The organism is Streptomyces sp. NPDC002643, from assembly GCF_053592555.1.
Window position 1 is genome coordinate 148,238 of sequence record NZ_JBSFVY010000006.1, and the last position, 16,681, is coordinate 164,918.

The following is a 16,681-nucleotide window of genomic DNA, read 5'->3' on the forward strand; positions in this document are numbered from 1 at the left end:
CACCCTTCCCTTAGCGCGCGGTGGAGGTGTAGGGCAGCAGCGCCATCTCACGGCTGTTCTTGACGGCCGTGGCGACGTCACGCTGGTGCTGCGTGCAGTTGCCGGTCACGCGGCGGGCACGGATCTTGCCACGGTCGGAAATGAACTTCCGCAGCATGTTCGTGTCCTTGTAGTCCACGTACGTGACCTTGTCCTTGCAGAAAGCGCAGACCTTCTTCTTCGGCTTGCGCACAGGCGGCTTCGCCATGGTGTTTCTCCTGTGTGATCAAGAAGTTGGGGGTACGACCCCGCCCTCGGCCTCAAGAACCGGTGCCCCGGTCCGATCGGTCCTAGAAGGGGGGCTCGTCCGAGTAGCCGCCGCCACCGCCGCCGCCGGAGTTTCCACCCCAGCCGCCGCCACCGCCCTGGTTACCGGCGGGAGCGCTGGTGGCCCACGGGTCGTCGGCGGGAGCGCCGCCACCCTGCTGGCCGCCACCGGGGCCTGAGCCCCAGCCGCCGCCACCCTGGCCGCCACCGCCGCCGTAACCGCCCTGGCCGCCTCGGCCGCCGCCCGCGGCGGTCTTGGTGACCTTGGCCGTGGCGTTGCGCAGGCTGGCGCCGACTTCCTCGACGTCCAGCTCGTAGACCGTGCGCTTGACGCCCTCACGGTCCTCGTAGGACCGCTGCTTCAGCCGGCCCTGCACGATGACGCGCATGCCTCGCTGGAGCGACTCCGCGATGTTCTCCGCCGCCTGACGCCAGACCGAGCAGGTGAGGAAGAGGCTCTCGCCGTCCTTCCACTCGTTCGTCTGACGGTCGAAGGTGCGGGGGGTGGACGCGACACGGAACTTCGCGACCGCCGCACCGGAGGGGGTGAAGCGCAGCTCGGGGTCGTCGACAAGATTGCCGACGACCGTGATGACGGTCTCGCCTGCCATGGGTGAACCTCTCGGCGGGTTTGCTGGCTTGTGCTGCTACTCGGTTCCCGAGATCAGCTGAGCGGGAAGCTCAGTGGGTCTCGGGGCGGAGGACCTTGGTCCGGAGGACCGACTCGTTCAGGTTCATCTGGCGGTCGAGCTCCTTGACGACCGCAGGCTCGGCCTGCAGGTCGATGACCGAGTAGATGCCCTCGGGCTTCTTCTTGATCTCGTACGAGAGACGACGACGGCCCCAGGTGTCGACCTTCTCGACCTTGCCGTTGCCCTCACGGACGACGGAGAGGAAGTTCTCGATCAGGGGGGCGACAGCGCGCTCCTCCAGATCGGGGTCGAGGATGACCATCACCTCGTAGTGACGCATGTGGAACCCACCTCCTTTGGACTCAGCGGCCACGGTCGTTCCGTGGCAGGAGGGTCGTGATGCGTACGCAACGGTATCGGCCGCCACTGACAATCGGGGTTCCCGCGAGGATTCCCCTGTCATGGCCTGGGCAGACACCGGTGCAGACGGTACAGACTACCCGCACACCTGCTTCCGGTTGAAATCCGACGGTGAGGACCGTCAATCTGTACACATCGGGTGTGTATGGCGCTACGATGCGCCGCCTTCCGCAGGAGGTGCCCTATGGCACAGACATTGCGACCCAACATCGCCGGCTCCCTGTTCGCCACCGACGACAAGCCCCACCCAGTGCAGGACACCCTGCTCGCCGTGACGCTCGTACTCGGGGCGGTCTCCTTCATCACGGCGATGTTCCACCACCTTCACCTGCTCAGTTCCTGGACGGGTCTGGTGGGGATCATCACCGGCGCGTACGGGCAGTTCATCTCCGAGACGACCCGTGAACGCTTCGGTCTGATCGTGGGCCTCGGTGCCTCGGCGGTCGGTTTCTTCCTCGGTATGGCCCATGGAGGCCTCTTCGGCGGGGTCATCGGCTGACTCCGCGTCAGCGACCGCGCGGCTGACGGGCGGCGGCCTTTCGGGGCCGCCGTACTCCATCTCGGGGGCGTCGTACCCCATAGGGCCGAGCGGCCGGACAAGACCGCCCGGCGTCCTGACCGCCTGTCGGCCGGGCTCCAGGTTCCATACGGCCATTCGAGGCGCTCGCAGGGCGCAGTAGGCTTCGGCGCGAGAGCCGGAGCCCCTGTACCCATGGGGACACACCAGCCCGAGGAGCGCCCCGAATGAGCCTGACCCTGAGGACGATCAGTCGAGAGCAGCATCTGGCGTACATCCAGAGCCTGCCTTCGGCGAGCCACATGCAGGTCCCGGCCTGGGCCGATGTCAAGGCCGAGTGGCGCTCCGAGAGCCTCGGGTGGTTCGACGGCAGGACGGGTGAGCTGGTCGGTGCCGGGCTGGTGCTGTACCGCCAGCTGCCCAAGATCAAGCGCTATCTCGCCTATCTGCCCGAGGGCCCGGTCATCAACTGGTACGCGCCGAATCTGACGGACTGGCTGGAACCGATGCTCGCCCATCTGAAGCACCAGGGCGCCTTCTCGGTGAAGATGGGTCCGCCGGTCATCATCCGGCGCTGGGAGGCCACGTCCATCAAGGCAGGTATTCAGAACCCGGACGTGAAGCGGCTGCGCGACATCGAGGCCGACTTCATCGAGCCGCGTGCGTTCGAGGTCGCCGACAAGCTGCGTCGTATGGGCTGGCAGCAGGGCGAGGACGGCGGGGCCGGCTTCGGCGACGTACAGCCCCGCTACGTCTACCAGGTGCCGCTCGCCAACCGCTCCCTGGAAGAGGTCCACAAGAACTTCAACCAGCTGTGGCGCCGCAACATCAAGAAGGCCGAGAAGGCAGGCGTCGAGGTCGTCCAGGGCGGCTACCACGAGCTGGAGGAGTGGCAGCGGCTGTACGAGATCACGGCTGTGCGCGACCGCTTCCGGCCCCGCCCGCTGTCGTACTTCCAGCGTATGTGGACGGCCCTCAACACCGAGGACCCCAACCGCATGCGGCTCTACTTCGCGCGGCACAACGGCGTGAACCTGTCGGCCGCGACGATGCTGGTCGTCGGCGGGCACGTCTGGTACTCGTACGGTGCCTCGGACAACATCGGACGCGAGGTCCGGCCCTCGAACGCGATGCAGTGGCGGATGCTCCGCGACGCCTACGCCCTCGGCGCGACCGTCTACGACCTGCGTGGCATCTCCGACTCGCTGGACGAGACGGACCACCTCTTCGGCCTGATCCAGTTCAAGGTGGGCACGGGCGGTCAGGCCGCCGAATACCTCGGCGAGTGGGACTTCCCGCTCAACAAACTGCTCCACAAGGCGCTCGACATCTACATGTCGCGCCGCTGACGCCCCTTTTTTGCTTCCATACCTCTGATACACCGCAGCCACGAGAAAGGTTCCGGGACCGGCCATGGCGCTCACGCTCTACGTCGACACCGCGCGCTGGCGGGCACACCACAAGCACGTCCAGGAGCAGTTCCCGGGGCTCGTCCCGGTCTGCAAGGGCAACGGTTACGGCTTCGGACACGAGAAGCTGGCGGAGGAGGCCACGCGGCTCGGCGCCGACATCCTCGCCGTCGGCACGACGTACGAGGCAGCCCGGATCAAGGACTGGTTCAGCGGTGACCTGCTGGTGCTGACGCCGTACCGACGCGCCGAGGAGCCCGTGCCGCTGCCCGACCGCGTCATCCGCTCCGTGTCGTCGGTCGACGGCGTGTACGGCCTGGTGGGTGCCCGTGTCGTCATCGAGGTGATGTCCTCGATGAAACGACACGGCGTGAGCGAGCAGGAACTGCCGCAGCTGCACGCCGCCATAGAGAACGTGCGTCTGGAGGGCTTCGCCATCCATCTGCCGCTGGACCGTACCGACGGCTCCGACGCCGTCGAGGAGGTCATCGGCTGGATGGACCGGCTGCGTGCGGCCCGTCTCCCGCTGCACACCATGTTCGTCAGCCACCTCAAGGCCGAGGAACTCGTCCGGCTCCAGCAGCAGTTCCCCCAGACCCGCTTCCGGGCCCGGATCGGCACCCGGCTGTGGCTGGGCGACCACGACGCCACCGAGTACCGCGGGGCGGTCCTGGACGTCACCCGGGTCGCCAAGGGCGACCGCTTCGGCTATCGGCAGCAGAAGGCAGCCTCGGACGGCTTCCTGGTGGTCGTGGCGGGCGGTACGTCGCACGGTGTGGGTCTGGAGGCCCCCAAGGCGATGCACGGCGTCATGCCGCGTGCCAAGGGTGTCGCCCGGGCCGGTCTGGCGACGGTCAACCGGAACCTTTCGCCGTTCGTGTGGGGCGGCAAGCAGCGCTGGTTCGCCGAGCCCCCGCACATGCAGGTGTCGATCCTCTTCGTGCCCTCCGACGCCCCCGAGCCCAAGGTCGGCGAAGAGCTGGTGGCCCATCTGCGGCACACCACCACGCAGTTCGACCGCATGGTCGACCGCTGAGCCACCGCCCTCAGGCGCGAAAACGGCGGTTCTGCGGGGCATGACCGCCCGCCCCGCGGCAGCCCGCCCCCCGACATGCCGAAGGCCGTACACGGAGAACCTCGTGTACGGCCTTCGGCATGTGTTCCACCTGGGGTGTTCGCTCAGGGCGAACCGTCTGCGGGGCCCTGTGTGCCCCACTCGACGGGCGGCCCCTCGAAGTGCGCCGCATGACGTGGGGGATGGGCGGCGGCACCGTAGACATGGACATCCTCGGCACCGTCCAGGACACCGCCGGACGGGTCGTCGTCACCGGCACGGCGCACCATGTCCCGCTCCGGCATCAGGATGTCGCGCACGACGATCGCGCACAGGTACAGCGTCCCCAACAGGTGGGCCATGATGGCCACGTGGTAGCCCTCCGCGGGCAGTCCCTTGTGGGCGTCACCGCTCGTCGTGTACGCGAGGTACATCCAGATGCCCAGGTAGTACGCGACCTCGCACGCCTGCCAGATCAGGAAGTCCCGCCAGCGGGGCCGGGCCAGCGCGGCGAGCGGCACCAGCCAGAGCACGTACTGCGGCGAGTAGACCTTGTTGGTGATGATGAAGGCCGCGACGATCAGGAAGGCCAGCTGGGCGAAGCGGGGCCGACGCGGGGCGGTCAGCGTGAGTGCCGCGATGCCGGCGCAGACCAGCAGCATGGCGATCATCGCGTAGGCGTTCGCCGTCTCCGGGGTGATCTGGATGTTCATCCGCTGCGAGATGACAAGGAAGAACGAGCCGAAGTCGACGCCGCGCTCCTGACTGAAGCGGTAGAACTTGGCCCACCCGTCGGGCGCCAGAAGCATCACGGGAAGGTTCACCGCGAGCCAGGCGCCGACGGCGGCGAGCAGCGCGGTGCCGAACTCCCGCCACCTGCCCGCCCGCCAGCACAGGAGGAAGAGCGGTCCGAGCACCAGGAACGGGTAGAACTTGGCAGCCGTGGCCAGCCCGATGAGAACACCGAAGGCGAGGGGGCGCTGCCGCGACCACATCAGCATCGCGGCGGCCAACAGGGCCACAGCGAGCAGATCCCAGTTGATGGTGGCTGTCAGGGCGAAGGCGGGCGCCAGGGCCATCAGAAGGCCGTCCCAGGGCCTCCGGCGGTGAATACGTGCGCAGCAGACGGCGATGACCGCCGCACACGCCATCAGCATCCCGGCGTTGACCATCCAGTACCACTGCTCTTGTTCCTGGATGGTGCCACTGCCCGGGGTGAGCCAGGCGGCGACCTCCATGAACACACCGGTGAGCACCGGGTACTCGAGGTACTCCATGTCACCGGGGATCTTGTCGAAGTACGGCACCAGCCCGTCGGCGAAGCCGCGTCCCTGGTAGAGGTGCGGGATGTCCGAGTAGCAGGCGTGCGTGTACTGGGAGCTGGCACCGAAGAACCACGCGTCGTCGTAGCAGGGCAGCTTCTGCACCATGCCGAGCGCGAACATGCCGATCGCGACGAGCGCGACGATCCGCACGGGGGTCCACCAGGACGATCCGAGCAGGGCACGCCGCCCGATCGGGCCGCCGATCAGCTCACTGCCGGTCGCAGCGACCTCGTCCTCCTTGGTCGGGCGCACCGGCTCCGGCTCGTCCACGCTCACTCGCGTCGTCTCCGCACTGGGCATGCCGCACATCCTGCCGTACGCGCCTAGGAATACGCCGAGGACTGCTGTATCCCATCGTCTGGGACGGTCATGTTTCACGTGAAACATCCCGCCGGCCCGGCTCGCCCACATACGGGCCGACATGACATGGGCCATCGCACCCGATCGGTGCGATGGCCCATGTTTCACGTGAAACGTCCTCTACCGGACGTCGAGCTATCCGTTGGCGCCTTCGAAGAGTCCTCCGTTCCCGTTCTGATTGCCGTTCGTATCGTCCTCGGTCTCCGTCGGTGTCGGACTCACCCCGCCGTCGGTGCCCGAGGTGTCCGTGCCACCGCTGGTGTCCGTGGCCCCGGTGTCCTCACAGGTGGGGTCGAACGGGTTGAGGCAGGTCTCCGTGGGCGTGGGCGAAGGCGAGGGCTCCGTCTCGGTCGGCGTCGGGCTCGGCTCCGGAGTCTCCTCCTCGGTCTCGCTCGGCGTCGGAGTCGGGGTCGGGTCCGGGTCGTCGTTGACGATCTCACCGATGGGCTCAGGCGTCGGGAAGTCCTTCGCCGGCACACCCTTGAGGGCGTCCTCCATGTAGTCGTGCCAGATCTCGGCCGGGAACGAGGCACCGTGGATCGTCTCCTGGCCACCCGTGCCGTACATCTCCAAGAACGTGCGGTTCTTGTTGGACTCGTCGTCGTCCATGCGGTACATGCTGATCGCCGTGGAGAGCTGGGGCGTGTAGCCGACGAACCAGGCCGACTTGTTGCCGTCGGTGGTACCGGTCTTGCCGGCCACCTCACGTCCTGACAGCTGGGCCGAGGTACCCGTTCCCTCGTCGACGACGGTCTTGAGCACGTCGGTGACGTTGTCGGCGACCTCCGGTGTGAACGCCTGCTTGGTGTCGGCGACGTCCTCGTGGTCGAACATGGTCAGGCCCTCGTGCTCGACCGTCTTCACCGAGAAGGGGTCGTTCTGCTTACCGCTGGCGGCGAAGGTCGCGTACGAACCCGCCATACGGATCGCGCTGGGGTCGGAGATACCGATGGAGAAGGACGGGAAGGTGGTGCCGGTCAGGCTGTCGGGCTTGAGCCCCGCCTCGATGGCCGCTTCCTTGACCCGGTCCAGGCCGACGTCCATGCCCAGCTGTACGAAGGCGGAGTTCGCCGAGACCCGCATCGCCTCACGGAGATCGATCTGGTACTTCGGCGGGCTGCCGTACGACTCGTCGTCGTCGTTGGCCTGCAGCCACTCCTTGCCCTCTTCGTTGGTCCAGATCTCGCCGTTGTAGTCCCTGATCTTGAGGTTGTTCTTGCCGCTGTAGAGGCTCTTCGGCGAGACGATGGTGACCTCGTCCTGCGCCTGCGACTCCCCGAGATCGGGATCGCGCTTGCCCCAGGTCATGGCCGCCGCCAGGACGAACGGCTTGAAGGTCGAGCCGACCTGCGCACCGGTGACGTCGGCGTTGTTGGTGAAGTGCTTGGTGGCGTCCTCACCGCCGTAGATCGCCTCGATGGCACCCGTCTTCGGGTTCACCGACGCGCCACCGAACTGGACATGGGTGTCCGTCTTCGGCCGCTCCTTCGGCTTGATGTTCTCCTTGCGGACCTTGTTCACGGCCTTCTCGAGCTCCTGGACCTTCTTCTTGTCGAAGGTCGTGTGGATCTCGTAGCCGCCCCGGTCGAGCTGGCTCTGAGTGATCTCGGTGTTGTTGAGGACGTACCCCTTGGCCGTATCGACCAGGTAACCGATCTGGCCGCCGAGCTGGGCGTTGGACCGAGGCTTCTGGATCTTGGGGAACTCGGTGTACTTGGCCAGCTCCGCCTGCGGCAGGTGACCGTCCTTGACCATCTCGTTGAGAATCCACTTCCAGCGTTCCGTGGCCCGCTTGGTGTTCGCCTGGGCCGTGGCCGCCGGATCGTACGCCGTGTTGCCCGCCGGGTCGTAGTACGTGGCGCCCTTGAGGAGCGCGGCGAGGAACGCGCACTCGCTCGCGTTGAGGTCCTCCGCGTCCTTGCCGAAGTAGGTGCGGGCCGCCGCCTGGAGGCCGTAGGCACCACGGCCGAAGTAGGCGGTGTTCAGGTAGCCCCGCATGATCTCCTCCTTGGAGACCTGGGCACCCACCTTCACCGAGATGAAGAGCTCCTTGGCCTTGCGCGACAGCGTCTGCGACTGGTCGTCGAGCATGGCGTTCTTCACGTACTGCTGGGTGATGGTCGAACCACCCTGCGTCTGGCCGCCCTTGGCCATGTTGACGACGGCACGGGCGATACCCATCGGGTCGACGCCGCTGTCGGTCTCGAACGTCTTGTTCTCGGCCGACATGACGGCGTAGCGCATCTCCTTGGGGATCTTCTCGTAGGCGATGATCTGGCGGTTGACCTCACCACCCGTCGCGACCATCTGGGAGCCGTCCGCCCAGTAGTACACGTTGTTCTGCGCGGTCGCGGCCTCGGCCGGGTTGGGGACGGCCACGACCGCGTAGCCGATACCGGCCGCCGCCACCAGACAACCGAAGAACCCGATGCACAGCCCCGTCACCTGACGCCATGACGGCACCCACCGCATCGCCCCGTACTTGCCGGCGCGCGGGTAGTCGATGAAGCGCTTCCTGCCGGGGGGAGCGGCCCGTCCACGACCACGGCCGCCGGGACCGCGCCCCTCGGGCTCGGCCGCCCGACGGCGGCCACCGCCGGTGCCTGTGCTTCTCTGCGCCGCCCGCCGGGCCGCTGCACGACCCTCGTACGGGCTCTCATCACCTCCCGTGCCATACGTATCGGAAAGTGACCCGGTGTTGCCCCGCGGTGCCGCGCGGCGGCCGGAGGACGCCGACTGGCCGCGTCGGGCCGCGGCACGTCCGCCGCCCTGCGGCTGCGGCGGTTTGCGACGGTGCTCGCTCATCGAACGACTACTCCTCGGGCAGGCGCACCCGTGCGCGCCTGGAAACGGCGGCTGGTTTCCGGTCCCCCCGAAGTACGGATGCGGTCGTGCTGGCATTCATCCGTACCGCACCCAGGACCACGACGTGCTCAAACGTCACTCGGCTCCCAGTGATGTGCATGCCGCACAGACTACGCACCGCCAAAACCCACTGAGCACCGAACTTCATCCCAAACCAGGCAACTTGCTTCCTACTAATCGGTGATGTGATCCCGTTCACCGCACACCCACTTGTCGCACCCGGAGAGGCGTTCTATCGTCGAGATGTATCGAGTCGATACATCAGCTCGGCATAACGATGTGTCGGTGAGGCAGGCGGTGAAGAGGAGGCGACATGAGCCGGCGCTCCGGGATACTTGAGTTCGCCGTCCTCGGCCTGCTCCGCGAAGCCCCGATGCACGGCTATGAGCTGCGTAAACGACTCAATACATCCCTGGGTGTGTTCCGCGCGTTCAGCTACGGGACGCTCTACCCCTGCCTCAAGACGCTGGTCGCCAACGGCTGGTTGATCGAGGAGCCGGGCGGTACCCAGGGCGACGCTCCCGCCGCCCCGCTCACGGGCCGCCGTGCAAAGATCGTCTACCGGTTGACGGCGGAAGGTAAGGAGCACTTCGAGGAGCTGCTCTCGCAGACGGGCCCGGACGCCTATGAGGACGAGACCTTCGCGGCTCGCTTCGCGTTCTTCGGGCAGACCTCCCGCGATGTGCGCATGCGCGTGCTGGAGGGCCGTCGCAGCCGTTTGGAGGAACGGCTGGAGAAGATGCGTGCCTCCCTGGCACGCACCCGCGAGCGCCTTGACGACTACACGCTTGAGCTCCAGCGCCATGGGATGGAGTCCGTGGAGCGCGAAGTGCGCTGGCTGAACGAGCTCATCGAGAGCGAGCGGGCGGGCCGGGACCTGAAGGGCCCCGCCCATGGAGAGTCCGCTCGCGACACCACAGAGGGAGCGCCGGGCGCCCTGCCCCGGCCCGGGGACACCCCCGGTCCGGATGCGCCCGGCGACACCACCACGTGAGGTCCCTGCCAGGACCTCACTCGTACACACAGGGAGCAACCGGAATGGGTTCGGTTCGCGTAGCCATCGTCGGTGTGGGCAACTGCGCCGCGTCGCTGGTGCAGGGAGTCGAGTACTACAAGGACGCCGACCCGGCGTCCAAGGTCCCGGGCCTGATGCATGTGCAGTTCGGCGACTACCACGTCCGCGACGTCGAGTTCGTCGCCGCGTTCGACGTCGACGCCAAGAAGGTCGGTCTCGACCTCGCCGACGCCATCGGCGCCTCCGAGAACAACACCATCAAGATCTGCGATGTGCCCACCACGGGTGTGACCGTGCAGCGCGGCCACACGCTCGACGGTCTCGGCAAGTACTACCGAGAGACCATCGGGGAGTCGGCCGAGGCCCCGGTCGACGTCGTACAGGTCCTCAAGGACCGCGAGGTGGACGTCCTCGTCTGCTATCTGCCGGTGGGCTCCGAGGACGCGGCGAAGTTCTACGCCCAGTGCGCCATCGAGGCCAAGGTCGCGTTCGTCAACGCGCTGCCGGTCTTCATCGCCGGTACCAAGGAGTGGGCGGACAAGTTCACCGAGGCGGGCGTGCCGATCGTCGGCGACGACATCAAGTCCCAGGTCGGCGCGACCATCACGCACCGGGTGATGGCGAAGCTGTTCGAGGACCGCGGCGTGATCCTGGACCGCACGATGCAGCTGAACGTCGGCGGCAACATGGACTTCAAGAACATGCTGGAGCGCGACCGCCTGGAGTCCAAGAAGATCTCCAAGACCCAGGCCGTCACCTCCCAGATCCCCGACCGGGACCTCGGCGAGAAGAACGTCCACATCGGCCCGTCCGACTATGTCGCCTGGCTCGACGACCGCAAGTGGGCCTATGTGCGCCTGGAGGGCCGCGCCTTCGGCGATGTCCCGCTGAACCTGGAGTACAAGCTGGAGGTCTGGGACTCCCCGAACTCGGCCGGCGTCATCATCGACGCGCTGCGCGCAGCGAAGATCGCCAAGGACCGCGGCATCGGCGGCCCCGTCCTGTCGGCGTCCTCGTACTTCATGAAGTCCCCGCCGGTGCAGTACTTCGACGACGAGGCCCGCGAGAACGTGGAGAAGTTCATCAAGGGAGAGGTCGAGCGCTGACCGAGCGTTCGCAGTGTGCTGTCGAGGGTCTCCGGGTCACGTGCCCGGGGGCCCTCCCCGTATGTGAGGCTGTGCCCCATGTCCGTCGTGCGCGACCTGCGCGTCCTGCTCCGCTTCCGGGACTTCCGCCGTCTGCTGACCGTACGACTGCTGTCCCAGGGCGCCGACGGCGTCTATCAGGTCGCGCTCGCCACCTACGTCGTCTTCTCGCCCGAGAAGCAGACATCGGCCGCGGCGATCGCCTCCGCGATGGCGGTCCTGCTCCTCCCGTACTCCCTCGTCGGCCCCTTCGCCGGCGTACTGCTGGACCGCTGGCGACGGCGCCAGGTCCTGCTGTACGGCAATCTGCTGCGCGCCCTGCTGGCGTCCGTGACAGCCGTTCTGATCCTGAGTCATGTACCCGACTGGCTCTTCTACGTCTCCGCGCTCTGCGTCACCGCCGTCAACCGCTTCGTCCTCGCCGGGCTCTCCGCGGCGTTGCCCCGCGTGGTGGACGCCGAGCGTCTGGTGATCGCCAACTCCCTCTCCCCGACGGCCGGGACGCTCGCCGCGACGGCGGGCGGTGGACTCGCCTTCGTCGTACGGCTGGTGGGCTGGGACTCCGACGCGGCCGTGGTCCTCCTCGGCTCGGCCCTGTACCTGTGCGCGGCTTTCGCGTCGCTGCGCATGGCCCGGGAACTTCTCGGCCCGGACCCGGAGTTGGTACAGCCACGGCTGGGCGCGGCTATCGCCGGTACGGCACGGGGCCTGGTGGCGGGCGTACGGCACATCATGGAGCCGAGGCGGCGCGAGGCGGCCTGGGCGCTGGCCTCGATGACCCTGATGCGTTTCTGCTACGGCGCCCTGACGGTCATGGTGCTCATGCTCTGCCGCTACGCCTGGGCACCCTCGCCCTCCGGCACGTCCGACTCCGACGAGGGGCTCGCCCTCCTCGGGCTCGCCGTGGCGATCTCCGGTGCGGGATTCTTCGCCGCGGCCGTGCTGACACCCTGGGCGGTCGGTCGGCTCGGCCCCGTCCTCTGGATCGTCACCTGCGCCACAGCGGCCGCCGTGCTGGAACCCGCCCTCGGACTGCCCTTCACCGAAGTGCCCATATTGATCGCGGCGTTCGTCCTGGGACTCGTCACTCAAGGAGCGAAGATCTCCACCGACACGATCGTCCAGTCCTCGGTCGACGACGGCTTCCGGGGTCGGGTCTTCTCCCTCTACGACGTCTTCTTCAATGTGGCCTTCGTCGGCGCCGCCGCCGTCGCCGCTCTGATGCTGCCTCCCGATGGCCGCTCAGCCGCCCTGGTTCTCACCGTGGCCGTGATCTATGCGGTGAGCGCGGCAGCCATGGCCCGCTTCTGGATACAGAGGCGGCGCTGATACGGCAGAGGCGATGTTTCACGTGAAACATCGCCTCTGGAACTTCTCGGAACCTCTGGAACCGACCCCGTGGCTCATGGCGCGGTGCGTTGTTTCACGTGAAACATCGCACCGCAGTGCTCTCCCATGACGGCGGAAGAGTCTCCACTCAGAGCCCTAGGGCATATGGGCCCACCACTCTTTCAACGCCGCCACCGCGTCGTCGTGCTCCATCGGCCCGTTCTCCAGCCGCAGCTCCAACAGGAACTTGTAGGCCTGGCCGATGACGGGGCCGGGGCCGACACCCAGAATCTCCATGATCTGGTTGCCGTCGAGGTCCGGGCGAATGGCGTCCAACTCCTCCTGCTCCTGAAGCTGGGCGATCCGCTCCTCCAGACCGTCGTAGGCGCGGGAGAGGGCATTCGCCCTGCGTTTGTTCCGCGTGGTGCAGTCGGAGCGGGTCAGCTTGTGCAGCCGGTCGAGCAGAGGGCCCGCGTCACGGACATAGCGACGGACCGCGGAATCCGTCCACTCCCCGGTGCCGTACCCGTGAAAGCGCAGATGCAGCTCGACCAGACGCGAGACGTCCTTGATGAGCTCGTTGGAGTACTTCAGGGCCGTCATACGCTTCTTGGTCATCTTGGCGCCCACCACCTCGTGGTGGTGGAACGAGACCCGGCCGTCCTTCTCGAAGCGGCGCGTGCGGGGCTTGCCGATGTCATGCAGAAGCGCGGCCAGGCGAAGGGTGAGGTCCGCTCCGCCGTCCTCCAGCGCCATCGCCTGCTCCAGCACGATCAGCGTGTGGTCGTAGACGTCCTTGTGGCGGTGGTGCTCGTCGCGCTCCAGCCGCAGGGCGGGCAGCTCGGGCAGGACATGCTCGGCGAGGCCGGTGTCGACCATCAGCGCCAGGCCCTTGCGGGGGTGGACGGAGAGGATCAGCTTGTTCAGCTCGTCCCGCACCCGCTCCGCCGAGACGATCTCCAGCCGACCCGCCATGTCGGTCATCGCCGAGACGACCTCCGGGGCGACCTCGAAGTCCAGCTGGGCGGCGAAACGCGCGGCCCGCATCATGCGCAGCGGATCGTCGGAGAAGGACTCCTCAGGCGTACCGGGGGTGCGCAGGACACGTGCGGCCAGGTCCTCAAGCCCGCCGTGCGGGTCGATGAACTCCTTTTGCGGGAGCGCCACCGCCATCGCGTTCACGGTGAAGTCACGGCGTACGAGGTCTTCCTCGATCGAGTCGCCGTACGACACCTCGGGTTTGCGTGACGTCCGGTCGTACGCCTCCGACCGGTAGGTCGTGATCTCGATCTGGAAGGTTCGATCACCGTCTCCGACGCGGGCTTCCTTCTGTGCGCCCACGGTGCCGAAGGCGATGCCGACGTCCCAGACGGCGTCGGCCCAGGGGCGCACGATCTTCAGTACGTCCTCGGGCCGGGCGTCCGTGGTGAAGTCCAGGTCGTTGCCGAGCCGGCCGAGCAGCGCGTCCCTGACCGAGCCGCCGACCAGCGCGAGGCGGAACCCGGCCTCCTGGAATCGGCGCGCGAGTTCGTCGGCGACAGGGGCGACCCGCAGCAGTTCACTCACCGCGCGGCGCTGCACCTGGCTCAGGGCACTGGAGACTTCGTTGGCGTTCGGCACAGCAGAAAAGGGTACGTGGCCCCGATGGCGGCGGTCGCCTCCATTGAATACGCACAAGGGCTTCGCGCGGATGACCCCATTGCCGAGCCCATGGATACACGCACATACGGGACAGCCGGGCGCCGTCTTCCGATCTTGTGGGGCGGACCGCGGCACTTCCCTTCCGCGCGCCTCGTTACCATGCGTGGACGCACATTCCGACGACCACTGACGACGACGAGGGACGGGCGAGCGCGTGGCCGAGGCGGCAGACTTCCAGGGGACCAGTCCCTCACCTGCCCGCCGGTGGCTGCTGCGCACCGGAGCGCTGCTCGCGGGGGCGCCTCTGCTGGCCGGTCTCCTCCAGCTGCCCTCGGCTCCGGGGGCGGAGGCGGCGCCGAAGGCCTCGCCCGTCGAGGCCTCGGGGACGAACACCGTCGAGGTCGCCCTGGACTCGCTGAGTCCCAGCGTGCCCACCGACGGCGACACGGTCACCGTCTCCGGCACGGTCACGAACAAGGGCAAGCAGACCGTCACGGACGCGCATGTGGGCCTGCGCGTGGGCTCCACCGCCCTGACGAGCCGTACGGCCATCGACGACGCCGCCAAGCGCACCGGGTTCGACCAGTACACCGACGGGTCCGAGATCGGCGGCAAGTACGTCGAGAAGATCTCCAAGCTCGTCTCCGGCGTGGCCCAGCCCTTCACCATCGCGGTGCCCGTCAAGGAGCTGGACCTCGGCGAGGACGGTGTCTACCAGCTCAGCGTCTCGCTCACCGGTCGCACCTCCGCCGCCCAGTACGACCAGATCCTCGGCATCGAGCGCACGTTCCTGCCGTGGCAGCCCGACGAGGCCGGCGCCAGGACGAGGACCACGTACCTCTGGCCGTTGATCTCCACCAGCCATCTCACGGCCGAGACCGGGCCGGGAGAACAGCAGACGCCCGTCTTCCTGAACGACGACCTGGCCGAGGAGATCTCCGCGGGCGGCCGTCTGGAACAGATGCTGACGCTGGGCAAGGACCTCGACGTCACCTGGGTGATCGACCCGGACCTCTTGGCATCCGTCGTCGCCATGACCGAGAGCTATCGCGTCCGCAGCGGGGACACCACTGTCGCGGGCAAGAACCAGGCCGTCGCGAAGGCGTGGCTGGCGGAACTGGAGGCGGCGGTCCAGGGCAAGGAAGTGATCGCCCTCCCCTTCGCCGACCCCGACCTGGCCTCCCTGGCGTCCAACGGCAAGGCCGTCACCGGTTCCCTCAGCCGTCTGAAGGAAGCGACCGACGTCGCCGCGGACACCGTCCGCAACATCCTCCGTGTGGAGCCGAACACCGAGTTCGCCTGGCCGGTGAACGGCGCTGTCGACCCGTCGATCGTCAAGGTCGCCATCTCCGCGGGCGCCGACAAGGTGATCGCCCGCAGTGACAGCCTCCGGGAGAACGACAGTCTGCCCTACACGCCGAACGCGGCCCGTCCCATCGGTGGCGGCACCACCGCCGTCGTCTCGGACGCCAGGCTGTCCACCGCGTTCCAGGGGGACATGACGAAGGCCGAGAGCTCCACCCTGGCGGTGCAGAAGTTCCTCGCCCAGAGCCTGATGACGGACCTCCAGACCAACAAGCAGCGCAGCATCGTGATCGCGCCCCAGCGCATGCCGACGACGAGCCAGGCACAGACCATGGCGCAGGCGCTGACGGCGCTCCAGGGGAGCACCTGGTCGGAGTCCGAGGAACTGTCCGAGGCGGCCGGCGTCAAGCCCGACCCGAACGCCAACACCAAGATCCCGTCCGCCGCCGCGTACCCCAAGTCTCTGCGGAAGCAGGCCCTGCCCGCGTCGGCGTTCGAGGACATCCAGACCGTCCAGAGCGACCTCGACCGCTTCCAGGTGATCCTCACCGACAAGTCGCGGGTGGTCACCCCCTTCGGCAGGACCATGGACCGGGAGATGTCCGCCTCGTGGCGGGGCCGTACCGCCATGGCGGCGGCCTACCGCAGCGGCGTCCAGACCTATCTCGACACGCTCACCGGCCAGGTCCGGCTGATCGAGAAGTCCGAGACGAAGCTCTCCGGCCGTAGCGCCACCATCCCGGTGACCGTGCAGAACAACCTCGTACAGGGCGTCCACAATCTGACGCTGCGTCTCACGTCCGAGGCCCCCAAACGCCTGAAGATCGATGAGGATGCCTTCGCGGAGCAGACCATCGACATCTCCGGCGGCCACAGCGAATCGGTGAAGTTCACCACCAATGCCGAGGCCAACGGCCCGGTCACCGTCGTCGCCCAGCTCTACACCGAGGACGGCGAGAGGTACGGCGAAGAGGTCAGGTTCACGGTGAAGGTCACCGAGATCACACCCACCGTGATGCTGGTCATCGCCGGTGGCGTGCTGCTCCTCGTCCTCGCCGGATTCCGGATGTACCAGCAGCGCAAGCGTGCCGCCGCCCGGCTGGAGGCGGAAGGTACGTCGACAGGTCAGAATGCGTCGGAAAACAGCTCTCCGGACGAGGAGGCGAACACCGAGGCGGCCTCAGTCGTACACATTGCCGAGGAGGAGTCCCCGACCGAGTCCGGGGCAGACGTGCCGGAGCACCTGAGTGACCCGGCACCGGACACCGCATCGGAAAACGCCGACCCGTCCGGAACGGGTGAGAGAGTGGACCGTTGAGCGATTGTCGTGGCCGTGGGCCAGGGACGATGAGGTGGGG

At 67.5% G+C, this 16,681-nt stretch carries 13 protein-coding genes; 7 read left to right on the top strand and 6 right to left on the bottom strand.

The window, feature by feature from the left end:
• Positions 1-10: 10 nt before the first annotated feature.
• The 3 genes from rpsR to rpsF form a co-directional block, all read right to left on the bottom strand.
• The gene (rpsR, locus tag ACWD4G_RS11315) at positions 11-247 is read right to left on the bottom strand and encodes a 30S ribosomal protein S18 (protein WP_003949403.1); all 237 of its coding nucleotides are present in this window, start codon (positions 245-247) and stop codon (positions 11-13) included.
• A gap of 82 nt (positions 248-329) precedes the next feature.
• The gene (locus ACWD4G_RS11320) at positions 330-917 is read right to left on the bottom strand and encodes a single-stranded DNA-binding protein (protein ID WP_451292434.1); all 588 of its coding nucleotides are present in this window, start codon (positions 915-917) and stop codon (positions 330-332) included.
• A gap of 70 nt (positions 918-987) precedes the next feature.
• Positions 988-1,278: a 30S ribosomal protein S6 gene (rpsF, locus tag ACWD4G_RS11325; RefSeq protein ID WP_005482942.1), complete on the bottom strand. Its 291-nt coding sequence runs from the start codon at positions 1,276-1,278 to the stop codon at positions 988-990.
• Between the two features lie 264 nt (positions 1,279-1,542).
• Between rpsF and ACWD4G_RS11330 the strand changes: the two genes are divergently transcribed.
• The 3 genes from ACWD4G_RS11330 to ACWD4G_RS11340 all read left to right on the top strand — a co-directional run bounded on the left by ACWD4G_RS11330 (position 1,543) and on the right by ACWD4G_RS11340 (position 4,320).
• Entirely contained in the window at positions 1,543-1,857 is a 315-nt protein-coding gene (locus tag ACWD4G_RS11330) for a hypothetical protein (protein WP_451292435.1), read from the top strand.
• 245 nt (positions 1,858-2,102) lie between these two features.
• Positions 2,103-3,224 (top strand): peptidoglycan bridge formation glycyltransferase FemX, encoded by a 1,122-nt coding sequence (femX, locus tag ACWD4G_RS11335; RefSeq protein ID WP_451292436.1) that lies wholly within the window; start codon positions 2,103-2,105, stop codon positions 3,222-3,224.
• A 64-nt stretch (positions 3,225-3,288) separates the two neighbouring features.
• Positions 3,289-4,320, top strand: coding sequence for an alanine racemase (locus tag ACWD4G_RS11340; protein WP_451292437.1), 1,032 nt, complete (start codon positions 3,289-3,291; stop codon positions 4,318-4,320).
• 143 nt (positions 4,321-4,463) lie between these two features.
• On the opposite strand, the gene ACWD4G_RS11345 is transcribed toward ACWD4G_RS11340, so the two are convergent.
• Together ACWD4G_RS11345 and ACWD4G_RS11350 are read right to left on the bottom strand one after the other, a co-directional pair.
• Positions 4,464-5,972, bottom strand: a complete 1,509-nt coding sequence (locus tag ACWD4G_RS11345) for a glycosyltransferase family 87 protein (protein WP_451292438.1) — start codon at positions 5,970-5,972, stop codon at positions 4,464-4,466.
• A 186-nt stretch (positions 5,973-6,158) separates the two neighbouring features.
• On the bottom strand, positions 6,159-8,828 hold the full coding sequence (locus ACWD4G_RS11350) for a transglycosylase domain-containing protein (RefSeq protein ID WP_451292439.1): 2,670 nt from the start codon (positions 8,826-8,828) through the stop codon (positions 6,159-6,161).
• Between the two features lie 373 nt (positions 8,829-9,201).
• Here ACWD4G_RS11350 and ACWD4G_RS11355 point away from each other — a divergent pair, with 373 nt between their 5' ends.
• From ACWD4G_RS11355 to ACWD4G_RS11365, 3 genes are all read left to right on the top strand, one after another.
• A complete protein-coding gene (locus ACWD4G_RS11355; protein ID WP_451292440.1) occupies positions 9,202-9,882 on the top strand; it encodes a helix-turn-helix transcriptional regulator in 681 nt (226 codons plus the stop codon).
• A gap of 44 nt (positions 9,883-9,926) precedes the next feature.
• Positions 9,927-11,009 carry an inositol-3-phosphate synthase gene (locus ACWD4G_RS11360; RefSeq protein WP_451292441.1) on the top strand — a complete coding sequence of 361 codons (1,083 nt, stop codon included), beginning with the start codon at positions 9,927-9,929 and terminating at the stop codon, positions 11,007-11,009.
• 78 nt (positions 11,010-11,087) lie between these two features.
• Positions 11,088-12,377 carry an MFS transporter gene (locus tag ACWD4G_RS11365; protein WP_451292442.1) on the top strand — a complete coding sequence of 430 codons (1,290 nt, stop codon included), beginning with the start codon at positions 11,088-11,090 and terminating at the stop codon, positions 12,375-12,377.
• A gap of 156 nt (positions 12,378-12,533) precedes the next feature.
• Here the strand turns inward: ACWD4G_RS11365 and ACWD4G_RS11370 are convergent, their stop codons facing one another.
• A complete protein-coding gene (locus ACWD4G_RS11370; RefSeq protein WP_451292443.1) occupies positions 12,534-13,997 on the bottom strand; it encodes a CCA tRNA nucleotidyltransferase in 1,464 nt (487 codons plus the stop codon).
• 235 nt (positions 13,998-14,232) lie between these two features.
• On the opposite strand from ACWD4G_RS11370, the gene ACWD4G_RS11375 reads away from it, so the two are divergent.
• Positions 14,233-16,641: a DUF6049 family protein gene (locus ACWD4G_RS11375; RefSeq protein WP_451292444.1), complete on the top strand. Its 2,409-nt coding sequence runs from the start codon at positions 14,233-14,235 to the stop codon at positions 16,639-16,641.
• Positions 16,642-16,681: the final 40 nt, after the last annotated feature.

Bases quoted from the DNA above. Each gene is read 5' to 3' on its own strand.
- rpsR (WP_003949403.1), bottom strand. From the start codon at position 247: ATGGCGAAGCCGCCTGTGCGCAAGCCGAAGAAGAAGGTCTGCGCTTTC.
- ACWD4G_RS11320 (WP_451292434.1), bottom strand. From the start codon at position 917: ATGGCAGGCGAGACCGTCATCACGGTCGTCGGCAATCTTGTCGACGAC.
- rpsF (WP_005482942.1), bottom strand. From the start codon at position 1,278: ATGCGTCACTACGAGGTGATGGTCATCCTCGACCCCGATCTGGAGGAG.
- ACWD4G_RS11330 (WP_451292435.1), top strand. From the start codon at position 1,543: ATGGCACAGACATTGCGACCCAACATCGCCGGCTCCCTGTTCGCCACC.
- femX (WP_451292436.1), top strand. From the start codon at position 2,103: ATGAGCCTGACCCTGAGGACGATCAGTCGAGAGCAGCATCTGGCGTAC.
- ACWD4G_RS11340 (WP_451292437.1), top strand. From the start codon at position 3,289: ATGGCGCTCACGCTCTACGTCGACACCGCGCGCTGGCGGGCACACCAC.
- ACWD4G_RS11345 (WP_451292438.1), bottom strand. From the start codon at position 5,972: ATGTGCGGCATGCCCAGTGCGGAGACGACGCGAGTGAGCGTGGACGAG.
- ACWD4G_RS11350 (WP_451292439.1), bottom strand. From the start codon at position 8,828: ATGAGCGAGCACCGTCGCAAACCGCCGCAGCCGCAGGGCGGCGGACGT.
- ACWD4G_RS11355 (WP_451292440.1), top strand. From the start codon at position 9,202: ATGAGCCGGCGCTCCGGGATACTTGAGTTCGCCGTCCTCGGCCTGCTC.
- ACWD4G_RS11360 (WP_451292441.1), top strand. From the start codon at position 9,927: ATGGGTTCGGTTCGCGTAGCCATCGTCGGTGTGGGCAACTGCGCCGCG.
- ACWD4G_RS11365 (WP_451292442.1), top strand. From the start codon at position 11,088: ATGTCCGTCGTGCGCGACCTGCGCGTCCTGCTCCGCTTCCGGGACTTC.